17 protein-coding genes and 1 pseudogene are annotated in these 16,192 nt (G+C 68.3%); 12 read left to right on the top strand and 6 right to left on the bottom strand.

Annotation, left to right across the window (positions count from 1 at the left end; genetic code table 11):
* Window positions 1-137: 137 nt before the first annotated feature.
* Together TBIF_RS10585 and TBIF_RS10580 are read left to right on the top strand one after the other, a co-directional pair.
* Window positions 138-695 (top strand): hypothetical protein, encoded by a 558-nt coding sequence (locus tag TBIF_RS10585; protein ID WP_024794781.1) that lies wholly within the window; start codon window positions 138-140, stop codon window positions 693-695.
* Window positions 696-739: 44 nt separating this feature from the next.
* On the top strand, window positions 740-1,255 hold the full coding sequence (locus tag TBIF_RS10580) for a hypothetical protein (protein ID WP_024794780.1): 516 nt from the start codon (window positions 740-742) through the stop codon (window positions 1,253-1,255).
* Window positions 1,256-1,278: 23 nt separating this feature from the next.
* Here TBIF_RS10580 and TBIF_RS10575 read toward each other — a convergent pair whose 3' ends face one another.
* Window positions 1,279-1,860: a dihydrofolate reductase family protein gene (locus TBIF_RS10575; protein ID WP_024794779.1), complete on the bottom strand. Its 582-nt coding sequence runs from the start codon at window positions 1,858-1,860 to the stop codon at window positions 1,279-1,281.
* A 77-nt stretch (window positions 1,861-1,937) separates the two neighbouring features.
* Here TBIF_RS10575 and TBIF_RS10570 point away from each other — a divergent pair, with 77 nt between their 5' ends.
* Window positions 1,938-2,507, top strand: a complete 570-nt coding sequence (locus TBIF_RS10570) for a TetR/AcrR family transcriptional regulator (protein WP_024794778.1) — start codon at window positions 1,938-1,940, stop codon at window positions 2,505-2,507.
* Here TBIF_RS10570 and TBIF_RS10565 read toward each other — a convergent pair.
* Window positions 2,504-4,069 carry an AMP-binding protein gene (locus TBIF_RS10565; protein WP_038170691.1) on the bottom strand — a complete coding sequence of 522 codons (1,566 nt, stop codon included), beginning with the start codon at window positions 4,067-4,069 and terminating at the stop codon, window positions 2,504-2,506. The two genes, TBIF_RS10570 and TBIF_RS10565, sit on opposite strands and share 4 nt — an antisense overlap.
* 8 nt (window positions 4,070-4,077) lie before the next feature.
* On the bottom strand, window positions 4,078-4,860 hold the full coding sequence (locus tag TBIF_RS10560; protein ID WP_024794776.1) for an SDR family oxidoreductase: 783 nt from the start codon (window positions 4,858-4,860) through the stop codon (window positions 4,078-4,080).
* Between the two features lie 153 nt (window positions 4,861-5,013).
* Between TBIF_RS10560 and TBIF_RS10555 the strand changes: the two genes are divergently transcribed.
* Window positions 5,014-5,775 carry an SDR family NAD(P)-dependent oxidoreductase gene (locus TBIF_RS10555; RefSeq protein WP_024794775.1) on the top strand — a complete coding sequence of 254 codons (762 nt, stop codon included), beginning with the start codon at window positions 5,014-5,016 and terminating at the stop codon, window positions 5,773-5,775.
* A 177-nt stretch (window positions 5,776-5,952) separates the two neighbouring features.
* Window positions 5,953-6,663: a DsbA family protein gene (locus tag TBIF_RS23415; RefSeq protein WP_024794774.1), complete on the top strand. Its 711-nt coding sequence runs from the start codon at window positions 5,953-5,955 to the stop codon at window positions 6,661-6,663.
* On the opposite strand, the gene TBIF_RS10545 is transcribed toward TBIF_RS23415, so the two are convergent.
* The gene (locus tag TBIF_RS10545; RefSeq protein ID WP_024794773.1) at window positions 6,660-7,529 is read right to left on the bottom strand and encodes a transporter substrate-binding domain-containing protein; all 870 of its coding nucleotides are present in this window, start codon (window positions 7,527-7,529) and stop codon (window positions 6,660-6,662) included. The two genes, TBIF_RS23415 and TBIF_RS10545, sit on opposite strands and share 4 nt — an antisense overlap.
* A 101-nt stretch (window positions 7,530-7,630) precedes the next feature.
* On the opposite strand from TBIF_RS10545, the gene TBIF_RS10540 reads away from it, so the two are divergent.
* A complete protein-coding gene (locus TBIF_RS10540; protein ID WP_024794772.1) occupies window positions 7,631-8,503 on the top strand; it encodes an amidohydrolase family protein in 873 nt (290 codons plus the stop codon).
* On the opposite strand, the gene TBIF_RS10535 is transcribed toward TBIF_RS10540, so the two are convergent.
* The gene (locus TBIF_RS10535; protein WP_024794771.1) at window positions 8,480-9,670 is read right to left on the bottom strand and encodes an aminotransferase-like domain-containing protein; all 1,191 of its coding nucleotides are present in this window, start codon (window positions 9,668-9,670) and stop codon (window positions 8,480-8,482) included. The two genes, TBIF_RS10540 and TBIF_RS10535, sit on opposite strands and share 24 nt — an antisense overlap.
* Before the next feature lie 126 nt (window positions 9,671-9,796).
* On the opposite strand from TBIF_RS10535, the gene TBIF_RS10530 reads away from it, so the two are divergent.
* A complete protein-coding gene (locus TBIF_RS10530) occupies window positions 9,797-10,381 on the top strand; it encodes a TetR-like C-terminal domain-containing protein (protein WP_024794770.1) in 585 nt (194 codons plus the stop codon).
* Here TBIF_RS10530 and TBIF_RS26625 read toward each other — a convergent pair.
* Window positions 10,269-10,550, bottom strand: a pseudogene (locus TBIF_RS26625) (type II toxin-antitoxin system RelE family toxin); the annotation flags it as partial. The gene TBIF_RS10530 and the pseudogene TBIF_RS26625 overlap by 113 nt on opposite strands.
* Window positions 10,551-10,766: 216 nt before the next feature.
* Between TBIF_RS26625 and TBIF_RS10525 the strand changes: the two are divergent.
* Genes TBIF_RS10525 through TBIF_RS10505 form a run of 5 tightly spaced genes read left to right on the top strand, consistent with a single transcriptional unit; the run spans window position 10,767 to window position 16,188 of the window.
* Window positions 10,767-12,269 (top strand): CoA-acylating methylmalonate-semialdehyde dehydrogenase, encoded by a 1,503-nt coding sequence (locus tag TBIF_RS10525; RefSeq protein WP_024794769.1) that lies wholly within the window; start codon window positions 10,767-10,769, stop codon window positions 12,267-12,269.
* A gap of 3 nt (window positions 12,270-12,272) precedes the next feature.
* On the top strand, window positions 12,273-13,421 hold the full coding sequence (locus tag TBIF_RS10520) for an acyl-CoA dehydrogenase family protein (RefSeq protein WP_024794768.1): 1,149 nt from the start codon (window positions 12,273-12,275) through the stop codon (window positions 13,419-13,421).
* Window positions 13,422-13,432: 11 nt separating this feature from the next.
* On the top strand, window positions 13,433-14,518 hold the full coding sequence (locus TBIF_RS10515) for an enoyl-CoA hydratase/isomerase family protein (RefSeq protein ID WP_024794767.1): 1,086 nt from the start codon (window positions 13,433-13,435) through the stop codon (window positions 14,516-14,518).
* Window positions 14,515-15,411, top strand: coding sequence for a 3-hydroxyisobutyrate dehydrogenase (gene mmsB, locus TBIF_RS10510; protein ID WP_024794766.1), 897 nt, complete (start codon window positions 14,515-14,517; stop codon window positions 15,409-15,411). The genes TBIF_RS10515 and mmsB overlap by 4 nt, the downstream gene beginning before the upstream one ends.
* Window positions 15,412-16,188: an enoyl-CoA hydratase gene (locus TBIF_RS10505; protein ID WP_024794765.1), complete on the top strand. Its 777-nt coding sequence runs from the start codon at window positions 15,412-15,414 to the stop codon at window positions 16,186-16,188. It abuts the gene before it with no gap.
* The last annotated feature ends 4 nt before the right edge of the window (window positions 16,189-16,192 follow it).

Genomic DNA, 16,192 nt, shown 5'->3' with positions numbered 1-16,192 from the left:
TCCGGCTGCGACACGCGGCCGGATCAGCAGGTCAGGGACCGATCCAATTCCCACCACTCCACGGGACTCTCCCGTGCCGTGGGCGGGATATTTGCCGTAGGACCACCCAGGCCTCATCCCTTCGCTACGGTGTGGCGATGGGACGGATCACCGTGTTCGACGAGCCAGCCGAGGCGTTTGCGGAGGACCTGCTTTCCGGCGGGCTGGCGGACCTGCGCCACAGGATCATCGAGGCGTTCACCTACCAACCGCTCGATGATGGCCATGTCGCCGACGTCTGCGACGCACTCGCACTCGTGGTGGCCGATCCCCGGCCCGCCGTCCGCGACAAGGCCGAGGCGAGACGGCTGCTCAACATCGCCGGAGATTTCCTGGCGCACATCGGGCGTCGTGGAGCGGTGCTGATTGTGTGGCGTCAGACCTTCACCCCATACTCCGAACGTGAGCGGGACGGCAACCCGACGGAGGATGAGCACCGGGGTATTTACCAAGGATCCTGGGGTGGGGGCGATCCAGGGGACGAGTCCTATGAGACCTCGCCGGAGTTCGCCACTCTCGAGGAGGCTCTGTTCTGGGCACGAGCACGTGCACCCCATGTTCGGGTGCGGCCCCGGTGGGACACGGGAGCCGAATACTGGGCGGGCGATGATCCGCGGCCGGATCGCTTTCCACCGCTGGCGGGGCCTCCGTCGTGACCGCGAGCGGCGTTGCTCGGCCCAGCCTCCGTCCGGAGGTGTAGATGAGCGTCTCCACGGTTCCCGTCCTCATCGACGGCTCGTCGTCGCTGCCCCACTTCCGAGTCGGCGACGAGGTGGCGTGGCAGCTGTTCTGGAGCGCGCGCGTGTGCGGGTGGCATGAGTTTATGGCCCCGGCTTGGCGGCCCGTCGTAGAGCAACGAGGCGCACTGGGTGTCTCGGGGAACCTCTCCGTCGAGATTTATACGGGGCAGGACTCGATGCCAGACGGGGCCTCTCTCGAATTGTCCGGTCCACTGCTCCTGACAGACCGTCGATCGGGGCCAGCCACCACCGGCACTGTCACCCGCATCCGGCTGATCACCTGCATGATCGGCGACCCCGGTACCGTCACCGACGGCTGGATAGTGCCAGTGCCGCTGCCGGAGACCGCGGTGTTCGAGGAGCTGGAAGAGTCTGTCGACGAGCTTGTGGTCGAGGAGTTGGACCACGCGGTGTGGAGCTATCGCGTGCAACTCCTCCTGGTCGAATTGCTGGTTGACTCTGCGCCGTCGCCGTAGACCACACCAGAGGCCGACGTGGTCTAGCTAGCAGGTTCTAGCTGATACTCGTTGAAGATCACCCCTGACCGAAAGGCGGTGCTGGCGAGCATCGTCGCCTGCCGAAGATCATGGCCGCGGTCGGCGAACAGTGGAACGCCGCCGCCGAGCAGGATTGGGTTGACCTTCAGGATCAGTCGGTCGATCTGGCCGATTAGGGCGGACGCGATCTGCCCGCCGCCGCAGAGCCAGATGCCGCTGCCGGCATCCTCCGCCTTGAGCGTCCGGGCGACCTCGGCGGGCGATTCGGCCGTCACGGTCACGCCGTCGGGGGCGGCCCGCTGGCGGCGGGAGAACACGTATTGCCGCAGGTGTGGGTAGGGACTGTCCACTCCGTAGGGGAGGCCGACGCCGTAGGTGTTCCAGCCCATCAGCACCGTGTCGAAGCGGGATTGGTCGGAGCGGAGCCCCAGGGCCTGCTGGGCCGGCGCGTTGATGGTGTCGGTGTAGTCCCGTGTGATCACGTCGATGTGATCGCCCGCTGTCGGGAAGTCCGCGAAGTCGTGGCCGGGGGCCGCGATGTACCCGTCGAGGCTGACGGCGACGAAATAGGTGAGCTCTCGCATGGTGACTCCTAAGCACGACGGACGTAGTGGTTGAAGTAGACTACAACGGCTGTAGTGGTTTGGTCTAGGGTGGGCGCATGGCGAGAAATGACGAGCGGCGGGCGCGGTTGACCGACGCGGGGCTCGAACTGCTGGCGGACGAGGGTGCGCGCGGGCTCACCCATCGCGGCATCGATAAGGCGGCGGGCGTCCCCGCCGGCACCACCTCGAACTACTTCGCTACCCGGGACGCGCTGGTAGCCGGCCTCGTCGAGCGGATCGGGGAGCGCCTCGCCCCGCGGCCAGAGGTGCTGCGGGAGCTTGCTGGCCGAGAGCCGACCCGGGAGCTGTTCGCCGCGTACATGCGGGACATCGTGACCCGGCTGCTGGGCAACCGAAAAGTCGCGGTGGCGCTATACGAACTGCGTCTAGAGGCGACCAGGCGGCCCGAGATCGCCAAGGTCATGGGGGACTGGCAGCGCGAGGCTTTCGCGGCGGACGTCGCCTTCAACGACGCCGCAGGGTTGCCCGGCGGTCGTCGCGAGGTCGCACTGTTCCACTATGCGATCGAGGGTTTGCTGTTCGACCGGCTGACGACGCCGATCGATGAGGGGACGCCGACCGACGAGATCATTGACGATCTCGTCGCGGGCCTTCTGCCGGGCTAGACCAGCTCGTACGCCAATGCGTTGCCCGGTCGCAACCACAGCGTGTCCGTCACGTTGGTGCCCTCGGCCTGCAACGTCCGCTTGATCACCTTGCTTGTGGGCGTGCGGGGGAGCGCGTCGGTGATGCGGATGAACTTCGGCGCCCACTTGGTGCCGAGATCCTGCTGCGCGGCAAGGAACTCCGCGAACCCGGCCGGGTCGAACTCGGTGTCGGGATACAGCTCGACGGCCACCATCACCTGGTCGCCCACGAGGGGGTCCGGGACCGCGTAGACGGCGACGTGGTTGAACGGCGCGTATCGCGAGAGTAGCCGCTCGACGGGGGCCGCGGCGAAGTTCTCGCCATCGACGCGCAGCCGGTCAGAGGTGCGGCCGGCGAAGAACCAGAAGCCGTCGGCATCGCGGTAGGCGAGGTCGCCGGACCAGAAGATGCCGTCGCGAATACGCTCCGCATCGGCCTCGGGGTTCTTGTAGTACCCCTCGAACTGGGGAGCGGTGCGGGTATTGACGATCTCGCCGATCGCGACGTCTGCGTTGAGCAGCTGGCCATTCGCGTCGAACTCAGCGGGCGGGCACTCAGCCAGGGTGTCGGGGTCGATCACGATCGTGCCCTCGTCCGCCAAACCCAGTGAGCCGGAGGGCATCTCAGGCACACGGTTGATGCGCATCCCGCCCTCGCTGGTGCCGTAGGAATCTAGGACGACGCAGCCGAAGCGGCGGGCGAACGTGTCGATGTCCGCCTCGTTGGCCTCGTTGCCGAACGCGATGCGCAGCGTGTTCTCCGCGTCGTCGGCACGCGCGGGGGTGGCGAGGATGTAATTGAGCGGCTTGCCGACGTAGTTGAAGAAGGTGACGCCGTAGCGGCGCACATCCTGGATCCATCCGGACGCGGAGAACTTGGCGCGCAACGCCATTTGCCCGCCGGTGGCGATCGCGGGCGCGATGCCGGCCATGATCGCGTTCGAGTGGAACATCGGCATGACGACGTAGAACACGTCGTCGCGTGTGAGTCCTCGGCGCTCGACCTGCTGCAGCGCGATGGTGCCGAGACGGCCCTGCGTGCAGACCACGGCTTTCGGCGCCGACGTGGTGCCGGATGTGAACACCAGCGAGAAAACGGTTTTCGCCGTCGGCGTGGGGAACTCGGCCACCGGGGCCGCGGTGCTGAAATCGGGGGCGTCGCTGATCAGGATGTTCTCGGGCGCGCAATTGAGCTCGAGCCCGTCGAGCAGCGGGCGGAGCGCGCCGTCGGTGACGATGAGCTGGCAGTCGGTGAAATTGATATCACGGGCAAGCGACTCGCCGCGCCGGGTCGGGTTGATGCCCACGACCGTCGCGCCCGAGAGACCCGCGGCCAGTAGCCAGAACAGGTTCTCCGGCGAGTTCTGCAGCAGCAGGCCGATGTGCCACGGGCCCGGCTTGCGCAGGGACGCGGCGAGATTGGCGCGGGCGCGGGACTCGGACACCACCTCGCGCCAAGTCCAGGATTGGTCCTGGAAGTGCAGCGCGGGGCTGTCGTCGTCGGCGCGGGCGGCGATGAGCTCGCCGAAGGTGGTCGTCATCGGGGCGGTCACTCGCCCTGGTCGCGGGTCAGCAGGAAACGGCCCGGGTACTCGCCGCCGCCGTGCACTGCGATGTCCACGCCGTTGAGGTACGCGCCGAGGTCGCTGGACAGGAACAGGCAGGTCTTGGCCACATCGGCCGGAACCGCCATGCGCTTCATGGGGATGATCTTCGACAGTGCCGCGCCGCCGTTCTCGCCATAGCCGGAGGCCGCGGCCTCGGTCATGATCAGGCCGGTGGTGATGTGATTGACGCGGACCTTCGGCGCCCACTCCAGGGCGAGGGAGTTGCTTAGCATCAGCAGGCCGGCCTTCGCGGCGGAATAGGCGGCGGTGCCGGGCTGGGGGTCATGGGCGGAGACGGAGCCGATGTTGACGATGGAGCCGCCGTCCTCCTGCTGCTGCATCACCGCGTTGGCGGCCTGCGCGAGGTAGAAGGGGGCAAGCAGGTTCAGCTTGACGATGGCGTCGACGAAGCGGGGCGAGACCGTGGCCGCATCTGCGTCGGGGGAGCCGCCCGCGTTGTTGACCAGCACGTCGAGGCGGCCGTGCGTGGCGGCGACCTCGTCGACCATGGCCTTCGCGGCGTCCGCGTCGCGCACATCGAGGGCGCGGAACTCGGCGCTGCGGCCATCGACGGTGGGCAGGGCTTCGGGCTCGTTGCGCCCGCACACGATGACCGTTGCGCCGGCCTGCAGCAGGTGTTCTGCGATCACGAAGCCGATCCCCTTGGTGCCGCCGGTGACGATGGCGACGCGGCCGGCGAAGTCGATCGGATTGGGGTAGCTCAAGGGATTCTCGCTTCCAGGAGGGCGTCAGAGAGGGGCCGGTGCGCATCCGACCAATGGGATGGACCCTACCAAGCAACTGCTAGGTAATTTAGCGTGATCCCATCGGGCGCCGGACCTCTAGCGCCGGCACATTCGACAGGTGGGAGCACTACGATGGGCACTCTCGATGGCAAGGTCGCGCTGATCACCGGCGCTGGCCAAGGGATTGGGCAGGGCATCGCGTTCGCATTGGCCAAGGAGGGCGCGTCGATCGCGGTCCTGGGCCGCACCGAGCGCAAGCTCGTGGACACCTGCGCGGAGCTGGTGAAGCTGGGCGTGCGCGCCGAGCCGATCACGTGCGATGTCAGCAAGCTCGACGCGCTCGAGCCCGCGGTGGCGAAGACCGTCGACCTGTTCGGCGGCGTCGACATCCTGGTCAACAATGCCAACTCCAGCGCGCTCGGCAGCCTGCTCGATATCGACCTGGCCGCCGTCGAGCTGGCCTTCAACACCGGCCCACTGGCCGCACTGCACCTGATGCGCGCCTGCCACCCGCACATGAAGGCCCGCGGCGGCGGCTCGATCATCAACATGGTCACGTCGGCCGCTGTGCGCTGGGACGTGTCCGGCTACGGCGCGTACGCCGCCTCGAAGGAGGCGATGCGCTCGTTCAGCCGCACCGCCGCCTCCGAGTGGGGCCCCGACGGCATCCGCGTGAACGCCGTTGCCCCGCACGCGATGTCGCCGGGCCTGAAGTGGTGGACCGAGAACCGTCCGGAGGAGGCGGCCGAGTTCGTCAAGACCATCCCACTGGGCCGCATCGGGGAGTGCGAGGAGGACATCGGCCGCGCGGTCGTGTTCCTCTGCGGCCCCGACGCCCGCTACCTCACCGGCGCGACGATCCCGCTCGACGGCGGCCAGGCCCGCTGGAGCTGATGACGGCGCTAACCCGCGGACGCGAATGAACTGTAGGTCCGGCACGGACCAGTTTGCGTAGCATCGGGACTCCACGGCGTCGTCGGTGATAGGCGCCTGGGTAATCATTCACCATCTCCGGTGATGCTCCCGACTGTGAAAAGGATTGACCCGATGCGGCTTTCACGCACTCGTCTGATGTTTTCCGGACTTACCGTCGCCGGAGCACTCGTGCTCGGCGCGTGCTCCAGCGGATCGGAGGGGGCAGCACCGGCCACCGCCGCGGCCGACTCTGACGAGAAGTTCCTGGTCTCCGACGTTGCATTGCCGGCGTTTGGGCCTGAGGTCGCGATCGCGGTGCAGGACCAAGGCGTGGTCCAGGTGGGGCAGGCGAATGCGGGCACCGCCATTGACGTCTACGTCGACCCCCTGTGCCCCGCGTGTGCAACATTCGACAGCGCCTACGGCAGCGACATCGAGAAGGCGATCACGGCGGGCGACCTGGCCGTGCGCTATCACACGCTGGACTTCCTCGCGGAGCGCTCGGCCAGCGGCGACTTCTCGACGCGCGCCGCCGCGGCCTCGCTGTGCGTGGCCGAGGGCGGGGACGCCGCGCAGTTCGTCGGCTTCCACAGCGCCCTGTTCAACATGCAGCCCAAGATGGGCGGCTCCGACGACCTGTCCAATGGCCACTTGTCGGCCATCGCCTCGGCGGCGGGCGCGTCCGAGCAGGTCCTCGAGTGCGTCGCGACCGGCGCCAACCTGGACCAGGGCGCAGCCGCGGCGACGTCGAGCTCCGCGGACCTGGCAGGGAAGAACGACGGCAAGGTAAGCACGCCGTCTGTATTCGCCGGGACGGAAGCCCTGGACTTCACAAACCGGGACTGGGTCGCCGAGCTGACCAGCTAGCCGCAGAGCGCGGCGGTGCTCATCCACGGCTCCGGCAGATCCCCTTCGGCGATGCCGAACTCTCCTGTGAGGGAGAGGATCTTGACCGGGTCGAGCTTGGCGAGCTGCTCGTTGTAGGCCTGGAGCAGAGTGGTGTCCGCGGGGCGGAAGGCCGTGGCGCTGGCGCCCAGCCATGCGGCGCCGTCGAGCACGGGGGTGAATCGGCTGGTCACCTCGACGGGAGAGAGCGCGTCGTGCTCGACCATCCAGGCCAGTGCGACGGCGTTGAGCGCGCACGCGTCGACCCGCTGATCCCGCATGGCGACCATCGCGGCGGCGGGAGTGTCGACGCTGGTGCTCACGATGCCCAATGCCGCCAACTGCTCGGCTTCGATGGACCCCGTGATCGCGCCGACGCGGGCGGGCGCGAGCAGCGCGGACTCGTAGTCGGAGAGCCTCATCGGGTTGCCCGCGGGCACCAGCAGGGCGGGCTCGCTGCGGAAGACCGGCTCGCCGAAGGCCACCAGTGGGCAGCGGCCGGGCGTGATCGCGAGGTTGGTGCAGATCGCGTCGTATCGGCCGGCCAGCAGTCCCGGGATGAGGTCGGCCAGCTGCGTGGACACGCCTCGCACCTCTGGGACGCCGAGCTTGGCGAAGACCGCGCGGTCGACCGCGACGGCGGCGCCGGTCAGGGGATTGGGCCCGGCCAGCGACTCGTCGTAGAAGCTGAACGGCGCGATGCCCGAGTGCCCGACGGTGATGAACCCGGCGTCGCGCGCCCGCTGCAGGGTATCGCCGGGACGGAAATATCCGCAGCTGGCGAGCACCGCCGCGGTGCCGAGGCCGCCCAGGCCCGCCAGGAATCCACGACGTGACAGCGGGGCCATGGGTCACCTCCGGTAGGCGGGATTGCTGACAGTGACGGTAGCGGACCGTGTGCCAGTGTGATGATCGGTTGGGTATTGGTTGCAGCGGACGAGAGGACAGTATGGGTTTTCCGACAGATTCGCCGATCGTGGACACACTCATCGGCTTCCGCGAGGCGGGCGGCGGGGAGTACGACTTCATCACCGCGCAGACTAAAGACCGCCAGAGCCGCGAGGAGTTCGAGTTCCCCGCCGAGTACATGTTCAAGGGCGTGCCGAGGGGCCTTGACACCGCCGATCCCGTGTCCGTGACGTTGCATGAGATGGACCTGCACGGCATCACCCTCGGGATGGTCAGCGTGGCAACGGAATCCGGCAGACGGGCGGTGCGCACACACCCCGACCGGTTCATCCCGCAGGGCACAAGTGTGGACCCCAACGACATCATGGGCACGCTACGAACGATGATCCGCGAGCATGAGGAGTTCGGCATACGCTCGGTCACCTCCTTCGCCGCGGGCACGTTTCCCCAAGTGGCGCTGAACGATCCGCAGATGTACCCCATCTACGCCAAGTGCGTCGAGCTCGGCATCCCCATCTTCGCCACCGCCGGCATCGCGGGCCCACGAGTGCGCTCGGCCCCGCAGTATGTGGGCCTGATCGACGACGTCATGTTCGACTTTCCTGACCTGGTCCTCGTCACCCGGCACGGCTGCGAACCATGGGAGGACCTCGCGATCAAGCTGATGCTCAAGTGGCCCAACCTGTACTACTCCACCTCGGCCTTCGCGCCCAAGCACTACCCGAAGGCCGTCGTCGACTACGCCAACACCCGGGGCGCGGACAAGATTATCTACGCCGGCTACTTCCCGGCCGGGCTCTCGCTCGAGCGCATCCGCGCGGAGCTGCCCGCGGTGCCATTCGCCGACCATGTGTGGCCGAAGTTCCTGCACCAGAACGCGTGCCGGGTGCTAGGACTGCCCAGCATCGGCTAGCGCCAACCGCAGCCGCTCGAGGCCGGTCCGGATCACCCCGGGCGCGTGCGTGGTGAAGGACAGCCGCATCGTCGAGAGGTCGGGCTCCTGCGGGTAGAACGGCGCGCCTGGGACGAAGGCGACCTGGCGCTCGATCGCCAGGGGCAGCAGCGACGTCGTGTCGTACTGCGCGGGCAGCCGGGCCCAGACGAACATGCCGCCGTCGGGCCGCGTCCACTCGCTCCCGGCGGGCAAGACCGAGGGCAGCGCGTCGAGCATGGCGTCGCGACGATCTTGGTAGGCGGCCCGCTGCCGGTCGAGCGCGCCATCGAGTCGCCCGCTCGCCAGATAGTGCGCGGCGGCGGCCTGGTTCACAGTCGAGGTGTGCAGGTCCGCGGCCTGTTTGGCGACCGTCAACACGGGGTGGGTGGACGGGTCGGTGCGGATCCACCCCAGGCGTAGGCCCGGGGCGACGATTTTGGACAGGCTGCCGGTGGTGAGCACCTGGCCGGGCGCGGCGAGGCTGGCGATGTGGGGGAGCTCGCCGCCGGAGTAGCGGAGCTCACGGTAGGGATCGTCCTCCAGCACCCGGAATCCGTGTGTGGCCGCCAGTGCCGCGAGCGCGCGGCGGGAGGCCACGTTGAGGCTGCGGCCGGAGGGGTTCTGAAAGGTGGGCACGGTGTAGAACAGGACCGGCCGGTGCTCCCGGGCGAGGTGCTCCACCGCGTCGGCGTCGAAACCCGCGGGGCCGGCGGGGACGGCGATCACCCGAGCCCCGGCGATCTCGAACGCCTGGATCGCCGCGAGGTAGCTGGGCTCCTCGACTAGGACGACGTCGCCTGGGCTGATCAGCGCGGTGGCGGCGAGATGCAGCGCCTGCTGGGAGCCGGTGGTGACAATGATCTGCTCGGGGGTGGTCGGCAGGCCCTGCCGTGCGTACCGGTCGGCGATGCGCTGCCGCAGCGCGAGCAGGCCCTCGGTGGCAGAGTACTGCAGGGTCTCGGGGTCCGCGAGGGCTGCCGCGAACGCCGCGCGGATCGCGGCGATGTCGAAAAGCTCAGGCGCGGGCAGTCCGCCGGCGAACGAGATCAGGTCCGGAATCTCTGTGAGCGCCAGTAGGTCTCGGACGGGGGAGCTGGCGACGGTATCGAACCGGGTGGACGTCTGAGGCAGGGCGGGGGAGGTCATGGCGGGTCCTTGCGGCGGGGAGCAGGGGACTGGAGTGACGCGCCGATCATGTCCGTGGTCATCCATGGGCCGACGCCCGGGTGGGGCGTTGCCGACCGATGGTCATTACGATACATTCTGCATCGTATGGTGAATATCGCGGGTAGGCCCCGCCAAGAGTCACTCGATCGCGCGATCCTCGACGCGGCGGTGCGGCTGCTCGTCGAGCACGGTTACGGGGGAGTGCGGATCGACGCAGTCGCGACCGCCGCCGGCACCACCCGGGCGGCGGTCTACCGGCGGCACGGTTCCGTCGCGGCCTTGGTGACCGCGGCCTATGCGCGGGAGTTCGGCGTCGACCCGGGCGTGGATACGGGCAGCCTGGCCGCGGACCTGCGCGCCATCCAGGAGCACCGGCTGGCGCTGTTCAACCACCCTCTGATCACTCGGGGGCTGCCCGGCTTGATCGACGACCTGTCCCGCCAGTCTGAGCTCGCGGACGCGTTCTGGTCCGACTTCCTCGGCCCGCGCCGGGCAGCGGCGACGGAGGCCGTCCGCCGTGCGGTGGCTAGAGGGGAGATCGAGCCGGGCGTCGACAAGGAGTGGATCAGCGATCTGCTCACCGGCCCACTGCTGATGCGCGCAGTGCTGCCGGGCCTCGAGCCCATCGACGACGCCCTGGTGCGGCGGACGGTGGCGGCGGCGCTGCGGGAGGTGGGGCTGCGTGATTAGGGTGGCTGAACGTGTAGATGATCTGGTAGTCGCCGGTACGCACCCGCAGATAGCCCGGGTGCCCGACGCGCGCCTTCGCTGCGGGTGGCCTCGGGTTCTCGCGCAGTAGTCCTAACGTGGCCACCAGCCTCGACTGCACGGCCCGGTCGAGCTTTCGCAGGGACTCGGCGGCGCGCGGCGCCTGGTAGTCCGGCCTAGGTCGCTGTCATCCCCACCCTCCGCGCGAGCTCCCTGGCTAGATTCGGCCTAACCGGTTTCAGACCTCTCGAAAAATCCTAGGCCTAGCCATAGTCGGGCTTCCTAGTATATTCTGGATCACGATCGCTCAGCCCCGGCTTGCCCGGAGCTGTCAGCAATAGCAATCGAGTGAGGAATCGGGCACATCATGGTCAAGGAACTGAATCACTTCATCGGCGGGAAGTCCGTCGCGGGCACCAGCGGAAACTTCGCGGATGTCTTCAACCCCACCCTCGGCACCGTGCAGTCGCGCGTGCCGCTCGCCAGCAAGGAAGAGGTCGAGGCGGTCATCGCCAACGCCGCCGCGGCGCAGAAGGTGTGGGCCGGCTGGAACCCGCAGCGCCGCGCCCGCGTGCTGATGAAGTTCGCCCAGCTCGTCAATGACGACATGGACAACCTCGCCGCGATGCTCTCCTCCGAGCATGGCAAGACCATCGCCGACGCGAAGGGCGACGTGATGCGCGGCATCGACGTCATCGAGTTCGCCATGGGCATCCCGCACCTGCTCAAGGGCGAGTACACGGAGGGCGCGGGCGGCGGCATCGACGTCTACTCCGTGCGCCAGCCCCTCGGCGTCGTCGCCGGCATCACCCCGTTCAACTTCCCCGCGATGATCCCGCTGTGGAAGGCCGGCCCAGCCATCGCCTGCGGCAACGCCTTCATCCTCAAGCCCTCCGAGCGCGACCCGTCTGTGCCGCTGCGCCTGGCGGAGCTGTTCCTCGCGGCCGGCCTGCCCGCCGGCGTGTTCAACGTGGTCAACGGTGACAAGGTGGCCGTCGACACGCTGATCGAGGACCCGCGCGTCAAGGCCCTCGGCTTCGTCGGCTCCTCCGACATCGCGCAGTACATCTACACCGGCGCGGCCGCCCAGGGCAAGCGCGCGCAGTGCTTCGGCGGCGCCAAGAACCACTGCATCATCATGCCCGACGCGAACCTCGACGAGGTCGCTGACGCACTCGTCGGCGCAGCGTATGGCGCTGCGGGCGAGCGCTGCATGGCGCTGTCGGTGGCCGTGCCCGTCGGCAAGGAGACCGCGGACCGTCTGCGCGAGAAGCTGGTCGAGCGCATCGGCAAGCTCACCGTCGGCGCCTCGGACGACCCCAACGCGGACTACGGCCCCATGGTCACCGCCGACGCCGTCGAGCGCGTCGCCGGCTACATCCAGAGCGGTGTCGACGAGGGTGCGGAGCTGGTCCTCGACGGCCGCGGCATCACCGTCGACGGCTACGAGAACGGCTTCTTCATTGGCAGCACGCTGTTCGACCACGTCACCACCGACATGAAGATCTACCAGGAAGAGATCTTCGGCCCGGCGCTGATGATCGTCCGCGCGGACGACTACGAGACCGCGTTGGCCCTGCCCTCCGAGCACGAGTACGGCAACGGCGTCTCCATCTTCACCCGCGACGGCGACACCGCCCGCGACTTCTCCAGCCGCGTCGACACCGGCATGGTCGGCGTCAACGTCCCGATCCCGGTCCCGGTGGCGTACCACACCTTCGGTGGCTGGAAGCGCTCCGGCTTCGGCGACCTGAACCAGCACGGGCCGGACTCGATTCGCTTCTACACCAAGACGAAGACGATCACCCAGCGCTGGCAGACCGGTTTCAAGGAGGGGGCCGACCACTTCGTGCTCCCCGTGATGGACTGACGCATGTCGACCTTCACACTGTCCGACGATGAACGCGCGATCGTCGAAACAGCCCGCGACTTCACCACCGACCTCGTAGCCCCCAACGCCCTCGAATGGGACCGCGACAGCCACTTCCCGGTGGACGTGCTGCGCGATGCCGCGAAGATGGGCATGGGCGGGATCTACGTCCGCGAGGAGTTCGGTGGCTCGGGCCTCACGCGCGTCGACGCGGTCCGCATCTTCGAGCAGATCGCCAAGGGCTGCCCGGCCATCGCCGGTTTCATCTCCATCCACAACATGGTGGCGTGGATGGTGGACAGCTACGGGACTGCCGAGCAGCGCGCGAAATGGCTGCCGGGCCTGTGCGCGATGGACCAGCTGGGCAGCTACTGCCTCACCGAGCCGGCCGCCGGCTCGGATGCGGCCGCGCTGGGCACCCGGGCCGTGCGCGACGGCGACCACTACGTCCTCAACGGCGTCAAGCAGTTCATCTCCGGGGCGGGCGTCTCCGACGTCTACCTGGTGATGGCCCGCACTGGTGCCGAGGGGCCGAAGGGGATCTCCGCGTTCCTGGTGGAAAAGGGGAGCGAAGGGCTTTCCTTCGGCGCGAACGAGGCGAAGATGGGCTGGCACGCCCAGCCCACCCGGCAAGTCGTCATGGAAGATGTCCGCGTGCCCGCAGACCAGCTCATCGGCGGCGAGGGCATGGGTTTCACCATCGCGATGAACGGGCTCAACGGCGGCCGCATCAATATCGCCGCCTGCTCTCTGGGCGGCGCGCGCGCGGCGTATGAGAAGGCCGTGGCCTACCTCGGCGAGCGAGAGGCGTTCGGCGACAAGCTGATCAACTCGCCCGTCCTGCAGTTCGACCTGGCGGATATGGCCACCAGCCTCGAGGCGTCACGCCTGATGCTGTGGCGCGCGGCCGATGCCCTCGAGCACGACGCGCCCGACAAGGTGACCCTGTGCGCCATGGCGAAGCGCTTCGTCACCGACGCGGGCTTCGAGGTCGCGAACAAGGCCCTGCAGCTGCACGGCGGCTACGGCTACCTCTCCGAGTACGGCATCGAGAAGATCGTCCGCGACCTGCGGGTCCATCAGATCCTGGAAGGGACCAACGAGATCATGAAGCTGATCATCGGCCGTGCGGCAGCGGGAGGACGGTTGTGACTCTAGAACGTGTGAGCGAGGCAGCGGATGCTCCTGAAGTCCTGGTCGAGCGGCGCGGCCGCATTGGTGTCCTGACGCTCAACCGGCCGCGGGCGATCAACGCCCTCACCCACGCGATGGTCCGGGTCATCGACGACGCGCTCATCGAGTGGGCGGCCGACCCCGCCGTCGAGGCCGTCGTCCTCACCGGCGCCGGCGAGCGTGGGCTGTGCGCGGGCGGGGACATCGTCTCCATCCACCGCGACGGCCAGCGCATCCAAGAGGGCCTGAGCGGAGACTCGACGCTGGAGTTCTGGCGCGAGGAGTACATCCTCAACGCCCGTATCGGTTCCTACCCCAAGCCGTACATCGCGGTCATGGATGGCATCGTGCTCGGTGGCGGCGTCGGCATCTCGGCACATGCGAACACCCGTATCGTCACCGAGACCTCGTCGATCGGCATGCCCGAGGTCGGGATCGGGTTCATCCCCGATGTCGGCGGCACCTACCTCCTGGCGCGCGCCCCCGGCAACGCCGGCATCCACGCGGCGCTCACCACCCAGCGCTTCGGCCCCGGCGCGGCCATCGCCAACGGCTTCGCGGATCACTATGTGCTCCAAGAAAAGCTGCCGGAACTTCTGGAGTCCTTGGCGTCCGAGGGAGTGCAGGCACTGGCCCGATTTGCCGGGCCCGCGCCCGCCGAGACGTCCGCGCCGTGGGTGGCCGAGAGCTTCGCCGCCGACACGGTGGAGGAAATCCTGGCGCGTCTGGACGGGGTGGACGGCGCCGACGCGGCCAAGGCCGCCAGCCAGATCCGCGGCAAGTCCCCGGTGGCGCTGAAGGTCACGCTGCGCTCGATCCGCGAGGCCGCGGAGCTGCCCAGCCTCGAGGCCGTGCTCGACCTCGAGTACCGGGTGTCCACCGCGGCCTTGTCCTCGCACGACCTGGTCGAGGGCATCCGCGCGCAAATCATCGACAAGGACCGCAACCCGCAGTGGCAGCCGGCGACATTGGAGGACGTCACGTCCGCGGATGTCGACGCGTACTTCGCCCTGCTCGGCGACAATGAGCTGGGCCTGTCAGATCAGGCTCTGACTGAAAGGGCTGGTAACTCATGACCACCATCGCATTTCTCGGGCTCGGCCACATGGGCGGGCCGATGGCCGCGAACCTTGTCAAGGCCGGGCACACCGTCCGCGGCTTCGACCCCGTGCCCGCCGCCTGCGAGCACGCGGCCAGCGAGGGCGTCGCGATTCAAGTCAGCGCACGGGAGGCCGTCACCGGCGCAGACGTCATCATCACAATGCTGCCCAACGGCAAGCTCCTGCTGGATCTCTACACCGAGATCCTCTCCGGCGCACCGGCATCCACGCTGCTCATCGACTGCTCCACCGTCGACGTCGCCGACGCCCGCGAGGCGGAGTCCCGCGCCGCGTCGTCGGGCCACCGCATGGTCGACGCCCCGGTCTCCGGCGGTGTCGTCGGGGCCACCGCCGCGACGCTCACGTTCATGGTGGGCGGCGACGACGCGAACTTCGCCGCCGCCGAGCCGATCCTGGCCGCGATGGGCAAGAAGATCGTGCACTGCGGCGGGCCGGGCTCCGGCCAGGCCGCGAAGATCTGCAACAACATGATCCTCGGCATCTCGATGATCGCGGTCAGCGAGGCGTTCGTCCTCGCCGAGGCCCTCGGGCTGTCCTCACAGGCGCTCTACGACGTGGCCTCCACCGCGTCGGGCTCCTGCTGGGCGCTCAACACCAACTGCCCCGTGCCCGGCCCCGTGCCGACCAGCCCCGCTAACCGCGACTATGAGCCAGGCTTCGCCGTCGCGCTCATGGCCAAGGATCTGGGCCTCGCGGCGAACGCGCTTCGCGAGCACGGCGTCGCCGGCGAATTGGGCCTGCGCGCGGCCGAGCGCTACGCGAACTTGCGCGACACCGGCCATGCGGGCAAGGATTTCTCCGACGTCATCAACGAGATCCGGACGCAGTCCGGCGAAGGAGCTAATTAAGTGAGCCAGGCTTTTGAGACGATTCTGCTGGAACGTCGCGGACGGGTCGCGATCATCACCCTCAACCGGCCGAAGGCGCTCAACGCGCTGAACTCGACCGTGATGACCGAGGTCGGCACGGCTGTGCGCGAGCTCGACGCGGATCCCGGCGTGGGCGCCATTGTCATCACGGGTTCGGAGCGGGCCTTCGCGGCCGGCGCCGATATCAAGGAGATGGCCGACATGTCCTTCTCCGAGGCGTACAACAGTAACTTCTTCGCCGGCTGGGACGCGCTGACCTCGGCCCGCACGCCCACTATCGCCGCGGTCTCCGGCTTCGCGCTGGGCGGCGGCTGCGAGCTCGCGATGATGTGCGACATGATCATCGCCGCCGACACCGCCAAGTTCGGCCAGCCCGAGATCAAGCTCGGCGTTATCCCCGGCATGGGCGGCTCGCAGCGCCTGACCCGCGCCGTCGGCAAGGCCAAGGCGATGGACATGTGCCTGACCGGGCGCAACATGGGCGCGGAGGAGGCCGAGCGTTCCGGCCTCGTCGCCCGCGTCGTGCCAGCCGCGGAACTGCTGGACACGGCCATCGAGGTCGCGACCACTATCGCGAACATGGCCAAGCCGATCGCGATCATGGCGAAGGAGGCCGTCTCAGCCGCGTTCGAGACGACACTGACGCAGGGCGTGCAGTTCGAGCGCCGGCTCTTCCACTCCACCTTCGCCACGGACGATCAGACCGAGGGCATGGCGGCGTTCGTCGAGAAGCGGGCGCCCGAGTTCAAGCGATAGGCAA

Source organism: Tomitella biformata AHU 1821, assembly GCF_000524475.1.
Lineage (GTDB): Bacteria > Actinomycetota > Actinomycetes > Mycobacteriales > Mycobacteriaceae > Tomitella > Tomitella biformata.
The sequence above is the reverse complement of the archived record's forward strand: the minus strand, read 5'-3'. Positions and strand labels throughout refer to the sequence as shown.